The following is a 16119-nucleotide window of genomic DNA, read 5'->3' as shown; positions in this document are numbered from 1 at the left end:
CGCGATGACGATTCCAGTGTGGCTCACTATCGCCCTGCCGATGGCAGGCGCGACGATACTTCTGTTGGGCGGACGGCGCACGAACGGCTGGGGCCACCTGCTTGGCACTGCCGCCTCGCTCGGCGCGTTCGTTGTCGGCGCGATGCTGTTCACCGACATGCTCGGCCGCGACGCCGAACATCGCACCATCGGAGAATCGCTGTTCAGTTGGGTGCCGGTGGCGGGTCTGCAGGTCGACTTCGGTCTGCACCTCGACCAGTTGTCGATGTGCTTCGTACTGCTGATCACCGGTGTCGGCTCGCTGATCCACATCTACTCCATCGGCTACATGGCCGAAGATCCCGAGCGGCGGCGGTTTTTCGCCTACCTCAATCTGTTCCTGTCCGCGATGCTGCTGCTGGTGCTCGCCGACAACTATTTGGGGCTCTACGTCGGCTGGGAGGGCGTGGGCCTGGCGTCGTACCTGCTGATCGGGTTCTGGGCGCACAAGCCGTCGGCGGCGACTGCGGCGAAGAAGGCGTTCGTCGTCAACCGTGTCGGCGACATCGGTCTGGCCGTCGCTTTGATGGTGATGTTCGCCTATATCGGGTCCATCTCCTTCGAAGGCGTCTTCGCCGCAGCGCCTGGGGTCAGCGACGGAGTGCTGACGGCGATCGGCCTGCTGCTCCTGCTGGCCGCGTGCGGCAAGTCCGCCCAGGTGCCACTGCAGTCCTGGCTTGGCGACGCGATGGAGGGTCCGACACCGGTGTCGGCGCTCATCCACGCCGCGACGATGGTGACCGCAGGCGTCTACCTGATCGTGCGTTCGGGCCCGGTCTTCGACCTCGCACCGTATGCGCAACTCGGTGTCGTGATCGTCGGCGCTGTCACGTTGCTGTTCGGCGCGATCATCGGCTGCGCCAAGGACGACATCAAGAAAGCGCTTGCCGCATCGACGATGTCGCAGATCGGCTACATGGTGCTGGCGGCCGGCCTCGGACCGGCCGGATACGCGTTCGCGATCATGCACCTGCTCACCCACGGCTTCTTCAAGGCCGGCCTGTTCCTCGGCGCGGGGTCGGTGATGCACGGGATGAACGACGAGGTCAACATGCGCCGCTACGGCGGTCTGCGCAAGGCCCTGCCGATCACTTTCGCGACGTTCGGGCTCGGCTACCTGGCGATCATCGGTGTGCCGCCCCTGGCCGGCTTCTTCTCCAAGGACGGCATCATCGAGGCTGCACTCGGTGCGGGCGGAGTCAAGGGCTACATTCTCGGTGGCACGGCGATCCTCGGTGCAGGTATCACCGCGTTCTATATGACCCGCGTGATGCTGATGACGTTCTTCGGCGAAAAGCGTTGGGCGCCGGACGCGCATCCGCATGAGTCACCAAAGGTCATGACCTGGCCGATGATCCTGCTGGCCATCGGGTCAGTCGGTTCCGGCGCGGCGTTCGCCATCGGCGGCACACTCGAGCATTGGCTGGAACCCGTCGTCGGCAGCCACGAGATCCACCACGTCGCACCGGTGTGGGTGGTCACCACCGTGATCCTTTCCGTGGTGGCCGTCGGTATCGCGATCGCCTACCGGATGTACGGCACCCGTGCGGTGCCCGAAGAGGTGCCTACGGGCTCGGCACTCACCGTGGCGGCCCGCAACGACCTGTACGGCGACGCACTCAACGAAGAGCTATTCATGCGACCGGGTCAGCTGGTCGCCAGGGGGTTGGTCGAAATCGACGACGAGGCAGTGGACGGCGCGGGAACCGGATTGGCCGCACTGGTCACCCGCTCATCGTCCGGCCTGCGGCAGTTGCAGACCGGTTTCGCCCGCTCCTATGCACTGTCGATGTTGGCAGGCGCGTTACTCATCGTCGGCGCGATCCTGGCGGTGCAACTGTGGTGACCTCATTGCCGTGGTTGACAGTTCTGTGGGTGGTGCCGATGGTCGGCGCCGCGGTGGTGATCCTGCTGCCCGCATCGCTACGCGCGGCATCCAAGTGGCTGGCGCTGGTGATCTCGGTCGTGGTGCTGGCCATCACGGTGCTGCTCGCGGTGAACTTCGATCCCGGCGGTGATCAGTACCAGTTCGTCGAATCCCATACGTGGATGCCGTCTTTCGGCACCGGCTACATCCTCGGGTTGGACGGCATCGCACTGGCGATCGTCGCGCTCACCGCGGTGCTGGTGCCATTGCTGCTGATCGCCGGCTGGAACGACGTCAGCGACGAGGCCGCATGGGGTGGTCGCTCGACGCACGCGTACTTCGCACTGACGCTGGCCGTCGAGGGCATGGTCATCATGTCTCTCGTCTCGCTGGACATCCTGCTGTTCTACGTCTTCTTCGAGGCGATGCTGATCCCGATGTACTTCCTCATCGGCGGCTTCGGGGGCGAGGGTCGCTCTAAGGCGGCGGTGAAGTTCCTGCTGTACAACCTGTTCGGCGGCCTGGTCATGCTGGCCGCGGTGATCGGCCTCTACGTCGTCACCGCAGGCAGCGATGCCTTCGAGAGCGGCACGTTCGACTTCCGCTTGATCGTCGAAGCGGTGTCGAGCGGCGAGTTCGTCGTCAATCCGGCCGTGATGAACCTGTTGTTCCTCGGCTTCATGTTCGCGTTCGCGGTCAAGGCGCCGCTGTGGCCGTTCCACCGTTGGCTGCCGGACGCCGCCGTCGAGGCCACGCCCGCCAGCGCGGTGCTGATGATGGCGATCATGGACAAGGTCGGCACGTTCGGCATGCTGCGGTACTGCCTGCAGTTGTTCCCGGACTCCGCAACGTATTTCCGTCCGATGATCATCACGCTGGCGGTGATCGGCATCGTCTACGGGGCGATTGTGGCGATCGGCCAGACCGATGTGATGCGCTTGATCGCCTACACGTCGATCTCCCACTTCGGCTTCATCATCCTCGGCATCTTCGTGATGACGAGTCAGGGGCAGTCCGGTTCGACGCTGTACATGGTCAACCACGGCCTTTCGACCGCAGCCCTGTTCCTGATTGCGGGGTTCCTGGTGTCGCGCAGAGGCAGTCGCCTGATCGACTCCTATGGCGGCGTGCAAAAAGTCGCGCCCGTCCTGGCAGGCACTTTCCTGATTTCGGGCCTTGCGACACTGTCTCTGCCCGGGTTGGCGCCGTTCATCAGCGAATTCCTGGTGCTGGTCGGCACATTCACCCGCTATCCGGTGTTCGCGGTATTCGCATCCACCGCACTGGTCTTGTCCGCCGTGTACATCCTGTGGATGTACCAACGGATGATGACCGGTCCGGTCAAGGACGGCAACGAGAAGCTACGGGATCTCGTACCACGCGAGATCCTCGTCATCGCACCGCTCATCGCGCTGCTGATCGTATTGGGCGTGTACCCCAAACCCGCACTTGACGTGATCAACCCCGCGGTCACCCACACGCTGACCACGATCGACCAACCTGATCCGGTTCCTCAGTTCGCAGAAGGGCCGACGCGATGAACCTGCAAACGCCCGTCGTCGAGTACGACCTGCTGTCCCCGATGCTGATCGTGTTCGGGGTGGCGATCGCCGGCGTCCTCGTCGAGGCATTTCTGCCGCGCCAACGTAGGTACGCCGCCCAGCTCGTGCTGTGCCTCGGCGGGCTGGCCGCAGCTTTCGTCGCCGTGGTGGCCCTCACGCGCGATATGCACGACACCGTCGGCCGCTCGGCAATCATGGGAGCCGTCGTCATCGACAGACCGGCGTTGTTCCTGCAGGCCACCATCCTGCTGGTCGCGGTGCTTGGCATCCTGCTCATCGCCGAACGTCAGATCGGGACAGAATCGCAGGGCGACAAGGGAACTCGAGGGCTGGACGGGTTCACGCCGCAGGCGTCCGCCATTCCCGGCTCCGTCGCCGAACAGCTCGCCACCAAGGCCGGTGTCATCCAGACCGAGGTGTTCCCGCTGACGATGTTCGCCGTCGGCGGCATGCTGCTGTTTCCGGCCGCCGACGACCTGCTGACGATGTTCATCGCGCTCGAGGTGCTGTCGCTGCCGCTGTACCTGCTGTGCGGGCTCGCCCGCCGGAATCGGATGCTCTCGCAGGAAGCGGCGCTGAAATATTTTCTGCTCGGCGCCTTTTCGTCGGCATTCTTCTTGTTCGGAGCCGCGATGCTCTACGGCTACGCAGGGACGCTCGATCTGCGTGAGATCGCCGAAGTGGTGGCGGCTGGTTCCGGCAAGACGTCGTTGGCCCTGATGGGTACGGGGCTGGTGCTGGTGGGCGTGCTGTTCAAGGTCGGCGCCGTGCCTTTCCACTCGTGGATCCCCGACGTGTATCAGGGCGCTCCGACTCCGATCACCGCGTTCATGGCCGCAGCCACCAAGATCGCGGCGTTCGGGGCGATGCTGCGGCTGTTCTACGTCGCGCTGCCCGAGCTGCGCGACGATTGGCGCCCGGTGCTCTGGGCGATCGCGATCCTGACGATGGTCGTCGGCACAATCACCGCGATCACGCAGACCGATGTGAAGCGCATGCTCGCGTACTCGGCGGTGGCGCATACCGGATTCATCCTCACCGGTGTGATCGCCGAGAACGAAGCCGGCCTGTCGTCGACGCTGTTCTATCTGTTCGCCTACGGGTTCAGCACCGTTGGGGCATTCGCGGTGGTGAGTCTGGTCCGCAATTCGGCCGGCGAGGAGGACACCGCGATGGCGCGCTGGGCCGGACTGGGCAGGCGGTACCCCGTTGTGGCGGTGGTGTTCTCGCTGTTCCTGCTGGCGTTCGCGGGTATCCCGTTGACGAGCGGGTTCGTCAGCAAGTTCGCGGTGTTCAAGGCGGCGGGCGAGGGCGGCGCGATACCGCTGGTCATCGTCGGCGTACTCGCCAGCGCCGTCGCCGCGTACTTCTACGTACGGGTCATCGTGTTGATGTTCTTCACCGACCCGCCCGACGACGCGCCGACAGTGGTGGTACCCAGCGTGCTGAGCACCGCCGTCGTCACGGTCACCGCGGCGGTCACGTTCGCCCTCGGCGCCCTGCCGCAACCGCTGCTGGACTTGGCGAACACCGCCAACCAGTTCCTGCGCTAGCTCGTCACGGCAACAGCCCGACCTGGCGGTAAGCGGATTCGAGGTAGCGCCGCATCTGCCGAGCCGTCGGCGGATCAGGCTGCAGCACACGGTAGGTGACAGCGCCCGCAAGCATGTCGACGAGCACGTCGAGATCGGCGTCGCGCGGAACGGAACCCTCAGTTTGGGCCCGCTGGAGCATGGCGATGGCGAGTGCGCGCCGCGGACCAACGTAATGGTCCCAGTACGTACGCATCAATAGCGGATGCGTCACCGCCGATCCGTAGATCTGGGCCACGAGAGCACGGAATGTCACGTCCGCGGAAGTGCGCGCGGCCGCGTCGATGTTGCGGCGAATCAACTCCTGCGGTCCTACGGCGTCGATCTCCTCGCGTGACGGCCAATGAACGCCGGTCGCGACAAACCTCTCGATCGCATCGGCGACGAGCTGCTCCTTGCTCGACCAGCGTCGGTAGACCGTCGGCTTTCCCACCCCTGCCCGCCTGGCGACCTGCTCGATACTCGTCCCGGCGATACCGTGCTCGATGAACAAATCCAGCGCCGCCGTGAGAATCGCGGTGTCGAGCGCGGGGTCTCGTGGCCGACCGCGCGCGGGAGTCGTCATCGGACGCTTCCGCTGCTCAGAGCCGAGCGCAACCAGTGCTCCAACGCATCGGGATCGTCACCCCGCCAGGCCAAGTGGCCATCGGGCCGCACCAGCCAGGTGTCGCGATCGATACTGCGCAACATGGCGATGCGGTTCCCTAGATGAGCACGGGCCGTCTGCCGCAGCGAGTCGTCGGAAGTCAGCAGCGCCCACTGTCCGCGTAGCTCTACATAGAGCCGAGTCGGCGCGCCGTCGGTGCGGAAGCACTCGCGATCCGCAACCCGGTCTCCGGGTCTGGGCTTCCCTGTCAGCCTCGCTTTCAATCGCGAAGTCTCGGCCAACGGACCCCGTCTGTAGCTCACCCACAGCTGCGAGGCTTTAAAGGTCACCAACCGTTGAAGGGCAGCAATTTTAAAGATGGGAGCAACGATTCGGTCGCGGATGAAGCGCCCGAAACGGCCCTGGGCCACATTGATTCGCGTGACGGCGCTTGTGCCGCGCAACACCTCGGTGGCCAGCGGCCTCCGCTCCGCCTCATAGGTGTCGAGCAGTGCGTCGTCGGCGCCGCCGTTGACGACGAGGGCGAGCTTCCACGCGAGGTTCTCCACGTCGCCGAGCCCAGTGAGCATGCCCTGCCCGCCAAATGGTGCGTGGATGTGGCCGGCGTCGCCGGCGATCAGCACACGACCATGCCGGTACGTGTCGGCGAGCCCGCGGTGCACGGTGAATATCGACAGCCAGTCGGCGTCGAGAACGCGAACATCACGGCCGGTCCTTTCGGGAAGGATCTGCTCGAGCCGGGCGAGAATCTCTGACTCGGTTGGCTTTTCGGCTGGCTGGCCCGGATCGTACGCGAAGACGCGCCACAGCCCGCCGGGCATCGGCATCACGCCGATCATCCCACTCGGGTGGATCCAGCCGGTTGTTCCCGAACGATCCAGATCCCAGTCCAATGCGACGTCGGCGAGCAGGAACCGCTCGCTGAGCTTCACCCGGGGAAAGCCGATGCCGGCGAGCCTGCGGGTGGTGCTGGTGGCGCCGTCGCAGCCGACCAGCCATGCCGTAGTCGTCTCCTCGTCGCCGATGGTCGCGACTACACCGGACGCGTGTTGTCGCACGCCGACCAGCGGTGTGCCCCACTCGATCGTGCCGCCGAGTTCGGCGAGCCGGCTCCGCAGCGTTGCCTCGACCTCCGCCTGCGAGATGACCATGGGAGGAGCAGCCGTCTGCATGCCGGGGTCACCGAACCGGATTCGCATGATCGGTTTGTCGCCGAGGTAATTCGTGATCTGCATGGCGCGCACCGAGCGCTGCGGCAGATCACCGAGTGCATCGAGTCGGTCGAGCACCTCCGATCCACGCGCATGCAGGAAGTTCGCCCGTGACGTTGTCGCCGGTCCGGGGGACTTGTCCACGACACGGACGGCTATGCCGTGTTGCATAAGGGCACACGCCAGGCCCAAACCCGCCGGACCGGCTCCCACCACCAACACCTGCTCCATCGGAACAATCTCCATACAATTACGAAACGGATACGTAATTGAATGTACTCCTCTTGAATCGCAGCCCGCTACATTCGTGTGATGACCACCGCTCCGCTCGTTCTCGTCACCGACCACGGTCCGGTGCGCGTGTTGACCCTCAACCGCCCCGAGGCCCGGAATGCGTTGAGCCGCGATCTGATCCGTGCGACGTATGCCGCATTGACCGAGGCCGACGACGACGAGTCGGTGCGCGCCGTCGTGCTCACGGGCACCGACCCGGCGTTCTGCGCCGGCGTCGACCTGAAAGAGGCGCAGCGCGACGGCTCCAAGTACTTCGCGGAGTTCCGCTCGCACAGCTGCATCGAGGCCACCGGCAAGATGCGCACTCCCATCGTCGGCGCGATCAACGGGGCGGTGTTCACCGGCGGCCTCGAAATGGCGCTCGGCTGCGACTTTCTCATCGCCTCGGAGCGGGCGGTGTTCGCCGACACCCACGCTCGCGTCGGCATCCTGCCCGGTGGCGGCATGACTGCACGTCTCCCCCAGCTCGTCGGTCTCGGAATGGCCAGGCGCCTGTCGATGACCGGCGAAGTCGTCGACGCGGTGCGGGCCGAGCACATCGGCCTGGTGACCGAGGTTGTCGTCCACGACCACCTGCTCGACCGGGCAATCGAATTGGCGTCGCAGATCGCCGAGGTTCCCCGTCCGACCATGTTGGGGCTCAAGGAGATCTACACGACGGGTGCTTCCGCCGTCATCGATCCGGCGTTGGCCGCCGAGGCGAAGATCGCGAACGCGCAACTCCGCGACTTCGAGGGCCTTGGTGATCGGTTCCGCGCGGTGGCCGAGCGCAACAAGGGCCAGATCGAGCGCTGAGGCTGGCGCGAGCGACCTTGAACTGCACACGACTCGCAGCGCGTTGCCGTACAGACACGGTCACTCGCAGCTAGGTGGGTACGCGGATAAGGGCTATGCGACCACGCCGTGGACGACGATGGCGGTGGTCTGGTCCACCCAATCGGCACCGAATGGCTCCTCGGGCCACAACAGGATCCGCATCAGGGTGGCCCCGCCGATCACCTCGACGAGCCTGTCGGGGTCGATGTCGGCATGCACCTCGCCGCGCACGACGGCATCGGCCAGCCGGGTGCGCACGGCGGCGTACGCCCCTGTGAAGCGCCCCATGACGCGGGCGTTGAGCTCGGCATCGGCAACCATGTCCGAGATCAGCCCGGGCAGCGCAGCGCGCACCAGGGGGCTGGTGAACACCGCCCTTGCCGCGTCGATCATCGCGCGGATGTCGGCGGTGATATCGCCCGGCGGCGTCTCGATCGCGGTGGGCGCCGCAGGGAAGGCAGCTTCATGCACCAACTCCGCCTTGCTGGACCACCGCCGGTACAACGCCGTCTTGGTGGTGCCCGCGCGCTCGGCAACGGCGGCCATCGTGATGCCGGAATATCCGATTTCCACTAGGAGTTCGGCGGTCGCGCGCAGAATGGCAGCGTCGATGCGTGGATCCCGGGGCCTCCCGGCGCCCGGGGTCTTGTCAACAACCGACGCGTCTGATTTCATATCGCTACCGATCGTATCGTAATTACCGGCCGAAGGAACAGTTCTGATGCCAAGCGAACCGGCTGTCGAAGACATCAGCCGTCTGGAGCACTCAAGCCGCGACCTCACCGCGCTGCCCGAGGTGATGTCCGGATGGCTCTCGACTGTGCTGCCCGGCGGTGCCACCCCCGAGATCACCGTGGAAAGCGGCGTGGACTCCAACGGCATGTCGTCGGAGACGATCATCCTGACGGGCCGCTGGGACGAGGACGGCGAGCGGCACGAGCAGAAGTTCGTGGCGCGGGTCGCCCCGGCCGAGCAGGATGTGCCGGTGTTCTCGTCCTACCGGATGGACCATCAATTCGACGTGATCCGCCTCGTCGGCGAGAAGAGCGATGTGCCGGTCCCGCCGGTGCGTTGGCTGGAACCGACCGGCTCGGTACTGGGCACTCAGTTCTTCCTGATGGACTACGTCGATGGGCGCGTTCCGCCCGACGTGATGCCATATACGTTCGGCGGCAACTGGTTTGCCGATGCCCCCGTGGAGAGCCAGCGCGAGCTCCAGGACAGCACCGTCGAGGTGATCGCGAAACTGCATGCGATTCCCGAGCCCGAGAAGACGTTCGGATTCCTGGACGACGGTTCGGAGCCCAACGCGTTGCGGCGCAATTTCAACTGGCTGAAGGCCTGGTACCAGTTCGCGGTTCCCGACATCGGTCGCTCCGGCCTGGTGGAACGGTCCCTCGAGTGGCTCGAGGAGAACTGGCCCGAGGACACCGCCGCGACCGATTCCGTTCTGGTGTGGGGCGACTCGCGCGTCGGCAACGTGCTCTACGACGGGTTCAAGCCCGCCGCCGTGCTCGACTGGGAAATGGCCACGCTGGGGCCGCGCGAGATGGACGTGGCGTGGATCATATTCGCCCACATGGTCTTTCAGGAGCTGGCCGGACTGGCAGGCCTACCCGGGCTGCCCGACGTCATGCGCGAGGAGGACGTGCGGTCCGTCTATACCGAGCGCAGTGGAGTCGAGCTCGGCGACCTGAACTGGTTCTACGTGTACTCCGGCGTGATCTGGTGCTGCGTCTTCATGCGGACCACCGCCCGGCGGGTCCGCTTCGGCGAGATGGAAAAGCCCGAAGACGTCGAATCGCTGTTCTACCACGGCTCTGTACTCAAACGACTCATTGGAGTTGACGCCTGATGCTCGGACCCACCGACGAATTCCCGATTCACCAGATACCGCAACCGATCTCGTGGCCAGGGGCGTCAGACCGCAACTTCTATGACCGCTCCTATTTCAACGCCCACGACCGCACCGGCGACATCTTCCTGATCACCGGCCTCGGCTACTACCCCAACCTCGGGGTCAAGGATGCGTTCTTCCTGGTGCGGCGCGGCGATACCCAGACCGCAGTGCACCTGAGTGACGGCATCGACTCCGACCGGCTGAACCAGCACGTGCTGGGCTACCGCGTCGAGGTCACCGAACCGCTGCACAAACTTCGGATCATCCTCGAAGAGACCGAGGGCATCGCCGCCGATCTCACCTGGAACGGACTGTTCGATGTGATCCAGGAGCAGCGCCACGTGCTTCGGTCGGGGACGCGCGTGACGCTGGACGCACAACGGTTCGCCCAGGTCGGCAGTTGGGCCGGAACGATCTCGATCGACGGCGAGGATATCGCCGTCGACCCTGACGTCTGGATCGGCAGCCGGGATCGGTCATGGGGCATCCGGCCGATCGGTGAGGCCGAGCCCGCCGGCCGGCCGGCGCATCCGCCGTTCGAGGGCATGTGGTGGCTGTACGTGCCGATGGCGTTCGACGACTTCGCGATCTGCCTGATCATCCAGGAGGAGCCCAACGGTTTCCGCAGCCTCAACGACGTCACGCGAATCTGGCGCGACGGGCGGGTGGAGCAGATGGGCTGGCCGCGGGTCAAGATCCACTACACGTCGGGCACGCGGATCCCGACCGGCGCGACCATCGAGGCGACCGCGCAGGACGGCTCCGCAGTGCACTTTGACGTGGAGTCCAAGCTGCCGGTGCCGATCCACGTCGGCGGCGGCTACGGCGGTGACTCCGACTGGATACACGGCATGTGGAAGGGCGACAAGTTCACCGAGCGCCTGACATACGACATGACCGATCCGGCGATCGTGAGCCGGGCGGGCTTCGGCGTCATCGACCACGTCGGCCGCGCCGTGTGCACCGAGAACGGCAAGTCCGTCGAGGGCTGGGGCCTGTTCGAGCACGGTGCGCTCGGGCGGCACGACCCGTCGGGCTTCGCCGACTGGCTCACCGTCGCCCCTTAGTGGCGCGATTTGTGGAGTCTTGGCTGCGGTGAGCGCGGCTCAGACTCCACAAATCGCGAAGAGGGTGGCGGCCGCGACGGCTTCGACCAGGCAGTAGAACCAGTTGGGATAGAACGCCGTTCGTTCGTCGAGCACCGCGGACACCAGCCGGCCGAACGCCATCCCCGCCAGCGCGGCGCCGACGGCGATCAAGATTCCCGTCCGGACGTCACCGTCGGCGACCGCTGCGTACCCCAGCACGCCAGCGATCGCCAGCCCGAACCCGCCATACACCGCGCGGACCTCCGAGCGCGCCGCCGCTGAACCAAGAGTGATGCCGAACGGGCGGATGATCGCTGCGGGGGCCGCGAGCGCGTAGCAGCCCATCCCCGCGAAAAACACGCCGATAACGGCGATGACCGCGATCGTCACGGTAGCCTCCTGTGCGGTTGACCTAGGAGATCAGCATGACGGCTCAGACGGCGGCGGCGCTTCCACAAACCTGCTGCCCGACGGTCTGGCTGTGGCCGGGCCAAGCGCTGTATGCCGGCCCGAGCCTGAATCTGGAGCCGCACTCGGGATCGGTATGGTGTTTTGCCGTCGGCATCGACGGACCGTTGGCGGTGACGACCCCCGACGGCGCCACCTCCGAAGCTACGAGCCTGCTCATTCCGCCACGGCTGACACACCACCTCACCTGCCTCGGCCGCGGGCTGGTGTCCTGCTACCTGGAGCCGACATCTGTTCGCGCCGAATCCTGTCGAAGCCGGATGACGGAGTGGCGCGGCGAAATAGGAGTCACTCACACGGCAGAGCCGCAGCTGACGTTCACTCCCGCCGACGACGACAGCGCCCGCCGATGGCTCGACCTGGCCGCGCCTACCGCCCTGCGCGCCATCGATCCGCGCATCGCCGCCGCGGCCCGCCGGATCCGGACCGACCCGGCGAGCGCGGTGTCGTCCCGAGAACTCGCCATCGAGGCCGGGCTGTCGGAGTCGCGATTCCTGCATCTGTTCCGCGGCGAACTCGGGACGAGCCTGCGGCGCTACCGGATATGGGTGCGGCTCGTGCACGCAGGCACCGCCATCGCCGGCGGCGCCAACCTGACCGAGGCCGCGATGAAGTCCGGCTTTGCGAGTCCATCGCACCTCGCCGACCGGTTCAAGTCGACCTTCGGGCTCTCCGCTAGCCGACTGCTTCAGACTGGGCTTGCGGTGCGGACGCCGTAGTCGCGCGGCCAAACACCATCGACTCCTCGATGTCCTCGAACCGTTTGCCGATCGCGTCGCGCAGATAGTTGTGCGTCACTTCCCACGGCCTGCGCACCCCCGACTTCGGCAGCACATTCGGTGCGCGCAGCACATAACCCGACTGGAGGTTGAACACGGGCTGTTCGGGCATGTGGGCGTCCCCGAGGTGCGGGTAGGCGTGTGTGTAGCCGTGGGAATCCATGTAGGACAACAGCTTGGCGAAAGAGCGCGCCGTCATGTCGGCGCCCAGCGTCCACGACGCGTTCGAGTAACCGAAGCACCATGCCGCGTTGGGCACATCTTCGAGAAGGTGACGCCGGAAGGCGAACCGCTCGTTCGGCTTGATCTCCTCACCATCGATGCGGATCTCAACTCCACCGAGGGCCTGCAACTGGATTCCGGTCGCGGTGATGATCACGTCGGCGTCGAGGTGTCTGCCCGACTTCAACACGATGCCGGTGGCGTCCACGTGGTCGATGTGGTCGGTCACGATGTCGACGTCATCCCTGCCCACCGCCTTGTAGAAATCGCCGCTGAGGATGAAGCACATCCGCTGATCCCACGGGTTGTACGGCGGCGTGAAGTGGGTGTCGATGTCGTATCCCGCTGGCAGGTTCTTTTCGGCGCCGGCGCGCAACAGACGCTTGCTGAAGCCGGGTGCCCGGCGGGAGACCAGCCAGAGCACGGCACCGAACAACGAAAGGGCCACACGAGCCGCCGCATGAGATGCTCTGCGCGGCAGGACCTTCCGTATGCCGTTGATCACCGGTTGCACCCGCTGTACCGAGAACAGATACGACGGTGTGCGCTGCAGCATCGTCACATGCCCGGCCGTCTTGGCAAGCGACGCGATCATGCTGACCGCGGTCGCGCCACTGCCGATGACGACCAGTCGCTTGCCCGCGTAGTCGAATCCGTCCGGCCAGTGCTGCGGATGCACCACGTCGCCCGTGAAGTCCTCGATGCCGGGGAACGGCGGCGAGTACGGCTCGTCGTAGTTGTAGTAGCCGCTGGCGAAGAACAGGAACCGCGCGCTATAGGTCCTGAGCTCGCCGTCCTGTTCAGCCTGAACGGTCCAGGTGTCGGTGGCCGAATTCCAGTCGGCGGCGATGACACGGGTGCTGAAGCGGATGTGTTCGTCGATGCCGTGCTTGCGCGCCGTGTCTGCCATGTACTGCCAGATGTCGGCGCCGTCGGCGATCATCTCCTTACGCGTCCACGGCTCCCACGGAAAGCTCAGCGTGAAGATGTCGCTGTCCGACCGAATGCCGGGATACTGGAACAGATCCCACGTGCCGCCAAGGCGCTCGCGCCTCTCCAGGATCGTGTAGCTCAGGTGCGGGTTCTTCTCGCGGATCCGGTAGGCCGCCCCGATGCCGGAGAAGCCCGCCCCGATGATCAGCACGTCGCTGTATTCAGTCATGAGAACCTCCTAGGCGGACTTCACTGCTCTGTCGTGCGCTCGGCCGAACACCATTGACTCCTCGATGCGGTCGAATCGGTGGTCGATGACGTCGAGCACATAGTTATGGCGCACGTTCCACGGCCGATGGGTTCCGGACTTGGGCAGCACATGTCCGGACCGCTGGACGTAGCCGGCGTTGATGTTCCACGCCGGTTTCTCGGGCATCGGCTTGTCGCCAAGATGTGGATACGCGTGGGTGTAGCCGTGGGAGTCCATGTACGCCAACAGCTTCGCCACCGATCGGGCGGTGAGGTCGACGCGCAGTGTCCACGAGGCATTGATGTAGCCGACGCTCCATGCGGCGTTCGGAATGTCCTCGAGCATGTGCTCCTTGTAAACGAACCGATCCTGCGGCTTGACCTCTGCGCCGTCGACACTCAACGCGACGCCGCCGAGAGCCTGCAACTGAATTCCGGTGGCGGTGATGATCACGTCGGCGTCGATGCGCTCCCCCGAGCGCAACGCAATCCCGGTGGCATCGATATGGTCGATCTGGTCGGTCATCACGTCCACACGACCGTCGGCGATGGCCTCGTAGATGTCGTTGTCGAGCGCGACGCAAAGGCGCTGGTCCCAAGGGTTGTACTTGGGCTTGAAGTGCACGTCGACCGGATACCCCTTGGGCAGAGCGCGTTTCGCCCCACTGCGCACGATCCACCTGCTGAACCGCGGCGCCCCACGAGCGATCGCGTAGACCAGCACCGTGAAGATGGTGTTGTAGAGCCGAACGGCTGTATTGCCCGCGCGTTTGGGCAGTACCTTGCGGATGGCCTGGACCACGGGATGGATGCGCGGCGTCGTCATGACGTAGGACGGCGAACGCTGAAGCATCGTGACATGGCCCGCTGTCTCCGACAACGACGGGATCATACTGATGGCTGTTGCGCCGCTGCCGATCACGACGACCCGCTTGCCGGCGTAATCCAGCGATTCCGGCCACTGCTGCGGGTGCACCACTTCACCGGTGAATTGGTCGATGCCGGGGAAGTTCGGCTTGTAGGGCTCGTCGTAGTTGTAGTAGCCCGTGCCGAAGAACAAGAAGCGACCGCGGTAGGACTTCGGCTCGCCGTTGGTCTCGGTCTGCACCGTCCAGGTATCGGTGGCCGAATCCCAGTCGGCCGAGATGACGCGGGTGCCGAACCGGATGTGTTCCTCGATGCCGTGCTTGCGCGCCGTTTCGACCAGGTATTCGCGGATGTCCTGTCCGTCGGCGACGTTCTCCGGTCGGGTCCACGGTTCGAAGGGGTAGCTCAGAGTGAAGATGTCGCTGTCGGACCGGATGCCGGGATACCGATGCAGATCCCAGGTCCCGCCGATACGTTCCCGTCGCTCGAGCACCGTGTAGGACAGGCCTGGGTTCTTCTCGTGGATGCGATATGCGGCGCCGATCCCGGAAATCCCCGCGCCGATGATCAACACATCGAAGTACTCGTCCGAACGCTCCATCCGCAACCTCCCTTGGTTCGGCTGGGTACCACGATATGGGTCAGGACCCGAGCGCGTCCACGATCGACGCCAACGACTCCACCGCGATCGGTCCTGGCTGATAGAGACAGATTTGTTCGGCCACCCCGTCGACCCGGTCACGGACGTGGGCGGCAACGTCGGCGGGACTGCCGCAGGCCGCAATGGTGTGCAGCACGTCGTCGTCGATGAGCCCGGCCATGTCCTCCCAGCGTCCTTGCTTCGACAACGCGTTCAACTCGGGTTGCATGTCACCCCAGCCGTGCACATCCAGTACCGGTCGGTAAGCCGGCGTCGACCCGTAGAACGCCAGCAGGCGCCGGGCAGCGGAGTGGTCTTCTCCCACGGACACGATGATCTCCGGCACGACCTCGAGCTCCGCGGCATCACGGCCCGCCGCGGCCAGCCCCTTGCGCACGTTGGGCATGGTCACCTCGTGCAGGAAGCGTTTCGACCCGAACGGCATGACCAGCAGGCCGTCGGCGACCTCGGCGGTCGCTCGGGTCAGCAGCGGACCGAGTGCCCCGAGGTAGATCGGGGGCGGGCCGAACGGATTGGGGCCCGGGTTGAAAGTCGGTGTCATAAGGGTGTGCCGGTAGTACTCGCCGCGGAAATCCAGGCGTTCGCCGTCATTCCACGCAGCGAAGATCGCACGCAGCGCCCCGACCAACTCCTTCATCCGCGCGACCGGCTTGTCGAAGGCGACGCCGTAGCGCTTCTCGATCTGGGCGCGCACCTGCGTGCCGAGGCCCAGCGTGAAGCGCCCCTGCGCCAGCAGCTGCATGTCGTTGGCCTGATGCGCGAGCTGAACGGGGTTGCGTGGGAACGCGATTGCCACGTTGGTCATAAGGTCCAGACCCCCGACGGTAGACGCGACCATCAGCGGGGCGAACACGTCGTGCGGTCCCTCGAACGTGAATACCCCGGTGGCACCCGCTTCGCGCAGCGCGTGCGCGCGTTCGATCGCATCCGTCGGGCCGAACAACGCTGTCATGACCTTCACAGC

General features: G+C 65.4%; 14 protein-coding genes. 7 read left to right on the top strand and 7 right to left on the bottom strand.

All coding sequences use genetic code 11. From position 1 onward, the window contains the following. Positions 1-4 precede the first annotated feature (4 nt). The 3 genes from nuoL to nuoN are packed head-to-tail and all read left to right on the top strand — an operon-like array spanning position 5 to position 5021. Positions 5-1885, top strand: coding sequence for an NADH-quinone oxidoreductase subunit L (gene nuoL / locus CSQ99_RS10460; protein WP_099038985.1), 1881 nt, complete (start codon positions 5-7; stop codon positions 1883-1885). Beyond that, complete coding sequence (locus CSQ99_RS10455) at positions 1879-3447, top strand: NADH-quinone oxidoreductase subunit M (protein WP_099038984.1); 1569 nt, start codon at positions 1879-1881, stop codon at positions 3445-3447. The genes nuoL and CSQ99_RS10455 overlap by 7 nt, the downstream gene beginning before the upstream one ends. Further along, the gene (gene nuoN, locus CSQ99_RS10450) at positions 3444-5021 is read left to right on the top strand and encodes an NADH-quinone oxidoreductase subunit NuoN (RefSeq protein ID WP_099038983.1); all 1578 of its coding nucleotides are present in this window, start codon (positions 3444-3446) and stop codon (positions 5019-5021) included. The genes CSQ99_RS10455 and nuoN overlap by 4 nt, the downstream gene beginning before the upstream one ends. 4 nt (positions 5022-5025) lie before the next feature. Here the strand turns inward: nuoN and CSQ99_RS10445 are convergent, their stop codons facing one another. After that, on the bottom strand, positions 5026-5625 hold the full coding sequence (locus CSQ99_RS10445; protein WP_099038982.1) for a TetR/AcrR family transcriptional regulator: 600 nt from the start codon (positions 5623-5625) through the stop codon (positions 5026-5028). Beyond that, positions 5622-7124, bottom strand: coding sequence for an FAD-dependent monooxygenase (locus CSQ99_RS10440; RefSeq protein ID WP_245908844.1), 1503 nt, complete (start codon positions 7122-7124; stop codon positions 5622-5624). Before CSQ99_RS10440 ends, CSQ99_RS10445 begins: the two co-directional genes overlap by 4 nt. A gap of 66 nt (positions 7125-7190) precedes the next feature. On the opposite strand from CSQ99_RS10440, the gene CSQ99_RS10435 reads away from it, so the two are divergent. Further along, positions 7191-7967, top strand: coding sequence for an enoyl-CoA hydratase (locus CSQ99_RS10435; RefSeq protein WP_099038981.1), 777 nt, complete (start codon positions 7191-7193; stop codon positions 7965-7967). 93 nt (positions 7968-8060) lie between these two features. Here the strand turns inward: CSQ99_RS10435 and CSQ99_RS10430 are convergent, their stop codons facing one another. Beyond that, positions 8061-8663: a TetR/AcrR family transcriptional regulator gene (locus CSQ99_RS10430; protein WP_099038980.1), complete on the bottom strand. Its 603-nt coding sequence runs from the start codon at positions 8661-8663 to the stop codon at positions 8061-8063. A gap of 46 nt (positions 8664-8709) precedes the next feature. On the opposite strand from CSQ99_RS10430, the gene CSQ99_RS10425 reads away from it, so the two are divergent. Together CSQ99_RS10425 and CSQ99_RS10420 are read left to right on the top strand one after the other, a co-directional pair. Next, entirely contained in the window at positions 8710-9843 is a 1134-nt protein-coding gene (locus tag CSQ99_RS10425; RefSeq protein ID WP_099038979.1) for a phosphotransferase family protein, read from the top strand. Then, positions 9843-10955: an Rv3169 family protein gene (locus CSQ99_RS10420; protein WP_099038978.1), complete on the top strand. Its 1113-nt coding sequence runs from the start codon at positions 9843-9845 to the stop codon at positions 10953-10955. The genes CSQ99_RS10425 and CSQ99_RS10420 overlap by 1 nt, the downstream gene beginning before the upstream one ends. Before the next feature lie 39 nt (positions 10956-10994). Here CSQ99_RS10420 and CSQ99_RS10415 read toward each other — a convergent pair whose 3' ends face one another. Continuing rightward, a complete protein-coding gene (locus tag CSQ99_RS10415) occupies positions 10995-11366 on the bottom strand; it encodes a DUF4345 domain-containing protein (protein WP_099038977.1) in 372 nt (123 codons plus the stop codon). Between the two features lie 35 nt (positions 11367-11401). Here CSQ99_RS10415 and CSQ99_RS10410 point away from each other — a divergent pair, with 35 nt between their 5' ends. Next, on the top strand, positions 11402-12163 hold the full coding sequence (locus tag CSQ99_RS10410; protein ID WP_099038976.1) for a helix-turn-helix domain-containing protein: 762 nt from the start codon (positions 11402-11404) through the stop codon (positions 12161-12163). On the opposite strand, the gene CSQ99_RS10405 is transcribed toward CSQ99_RS10410, so the two are convergent. The 3 genes from CSQ99_RS10405 to CSQ99_RS10395 are packed head-to-tail and all read right to left on the bottom strand — an operon-like array spanning position 12120 to position 16107. Beyond that, on the bottom strand, positions 12120-13607 hold the full coding sequence (locus tag CSQ99_RS10405) for a flavin-containing monooxygenase (RefSeq protein WP_099038975.1): 1488 nt from the start codon (positions 13605-13607) through the stop codon (positions 12120-12122). The genes CSQ99_RS10410 and CSQ99_RS10405 overlap by 44 nt on opposite strands. Positions 13608-13616: 9 nt before the next feature. Continuing rightward, positions 13617-15095: a flavin-containing monooxygenase gene (locus CSQ99_RS10400; protein ID WP_099038974.1), complete on the bottom strand. Its 1479-nt coding sequence runs from the start codon at positions 15093-15095 to the stop codon at positions 13617-13619. A gap of 40 nt (positions 15096-15135) precedes the next feature. Next, on the bottom strand, positions 15136-16107 hold the full coding sequence (locus CSQ99_RS10395) for a TIGR03617 family F420-dependent LLM class oxidoreductase (protein WP_176560969.1): 972 nt from the start codon (positions 16105-16107) through the stop codon (positions 15136-15138). Between the last annotated feature and the right edge of the window lie 12 nt (positions 16108-16119).

It is taken from the genome of Mycobacterium neglectum (assembly GCF_002591975.1).
GTDB classification, from domain to species: Bacteria; Actinomycetota; Actinomycetes; order Mycobacteriales; family Mycobacteriaceae; genus Mycobacterium; species Mycobacterium neglectum.
The sequence above is the reverse complement of the archived record's forward strand: the minus strand, read 5'-3'. Positions and strand labels throughout refer to the sequence as shown.

Bases quoted from the DNA above. Each gene is read 5' to 3' on its own strand.
- CSQ99_RS10445 (WP_099038982.1), bottom strand. From the start codon at position 5,625: ATGACGACTCCCGCGCGCGGTCGGCCACGAGACCCCGCGCTCGACACC.
- CSQ99_RS10435 (WP_099038981.1), top strand. From the start codon at position 7,191: ATGACCACCGCTCCGCTCGTTCTCGTCACCGACCACGGTCCGGTGCGC.
- CSQ99_RS10395 (WP_176560969.1), bottom strand. From the start codon at position 16,107: ATGACAGCGTTGTTCGGCCCGACGGATGCGATCGAACGCGCGCACGCG.
- CSQ99_RS10430 (WP_099038980.1), bottom strand. From the start codon at position 8,663: ATGAAATCAGACGCGTCGGTTGTTGACAAGACCCCGGGCGCCGGGAGG.
- nuoL (WP_099038985.1), top strand. From the start codon at position 5: ATGACGATTCCAGTGTGGCTCACTATCGCCCTGCCGATGGCAGGCGCG.
- CSQ99_RS10425 (WP_099038979.1), top strand. From the start codon at position 8,710: ATGCCAAGCGAACCGGCTGTCGAAGACATCAGCCGTCTGGAGCACTCA.
- CSQ99_RS10405 (WP_099038975.1), bottom strand. From the start codon at position 13,607: ATGACTGAATACAGCGACGTGCTGATCATCGGGGCGGGCTTCTCCGGC.
- CSQ99_RS10410 (WP_099038976.1), top strand. From the start codon at position 11,402: ATGACGGCTCAGACGGCGGCGGCGCTTCCACAAACCTGCTGCCCGACG.
- nuoN (WP_099038983.1), top strand. From the start codon at position 3,444: ATGAACCTGCAAACGCCCGTCGTCGAGTACGACCTGCTGTCCCCGATG.
- CSQ99_RS10400 (WP_099038974.1), bottom strand. From the start codon at position 15,095: ATGGAGCGTTCGGACGAGTACTTCGATGTGTTGATCATCGGCGCGGGG.
- CSQ99_RS10420 (WP_099038978.1), top strand. From the start codon at position 9,843: ATGCTCGGACCCACCGACGAATTCCCGATTCACCAGATACCGCAACCG.
- CSQ99_RS10440 (WP_245908844.1), bottom strand. From the start codon at position 7,124: ATGGAGATTGTTCCGATGGAGCAGGTGTTGGTGGTGGGAGCCGGTCCG.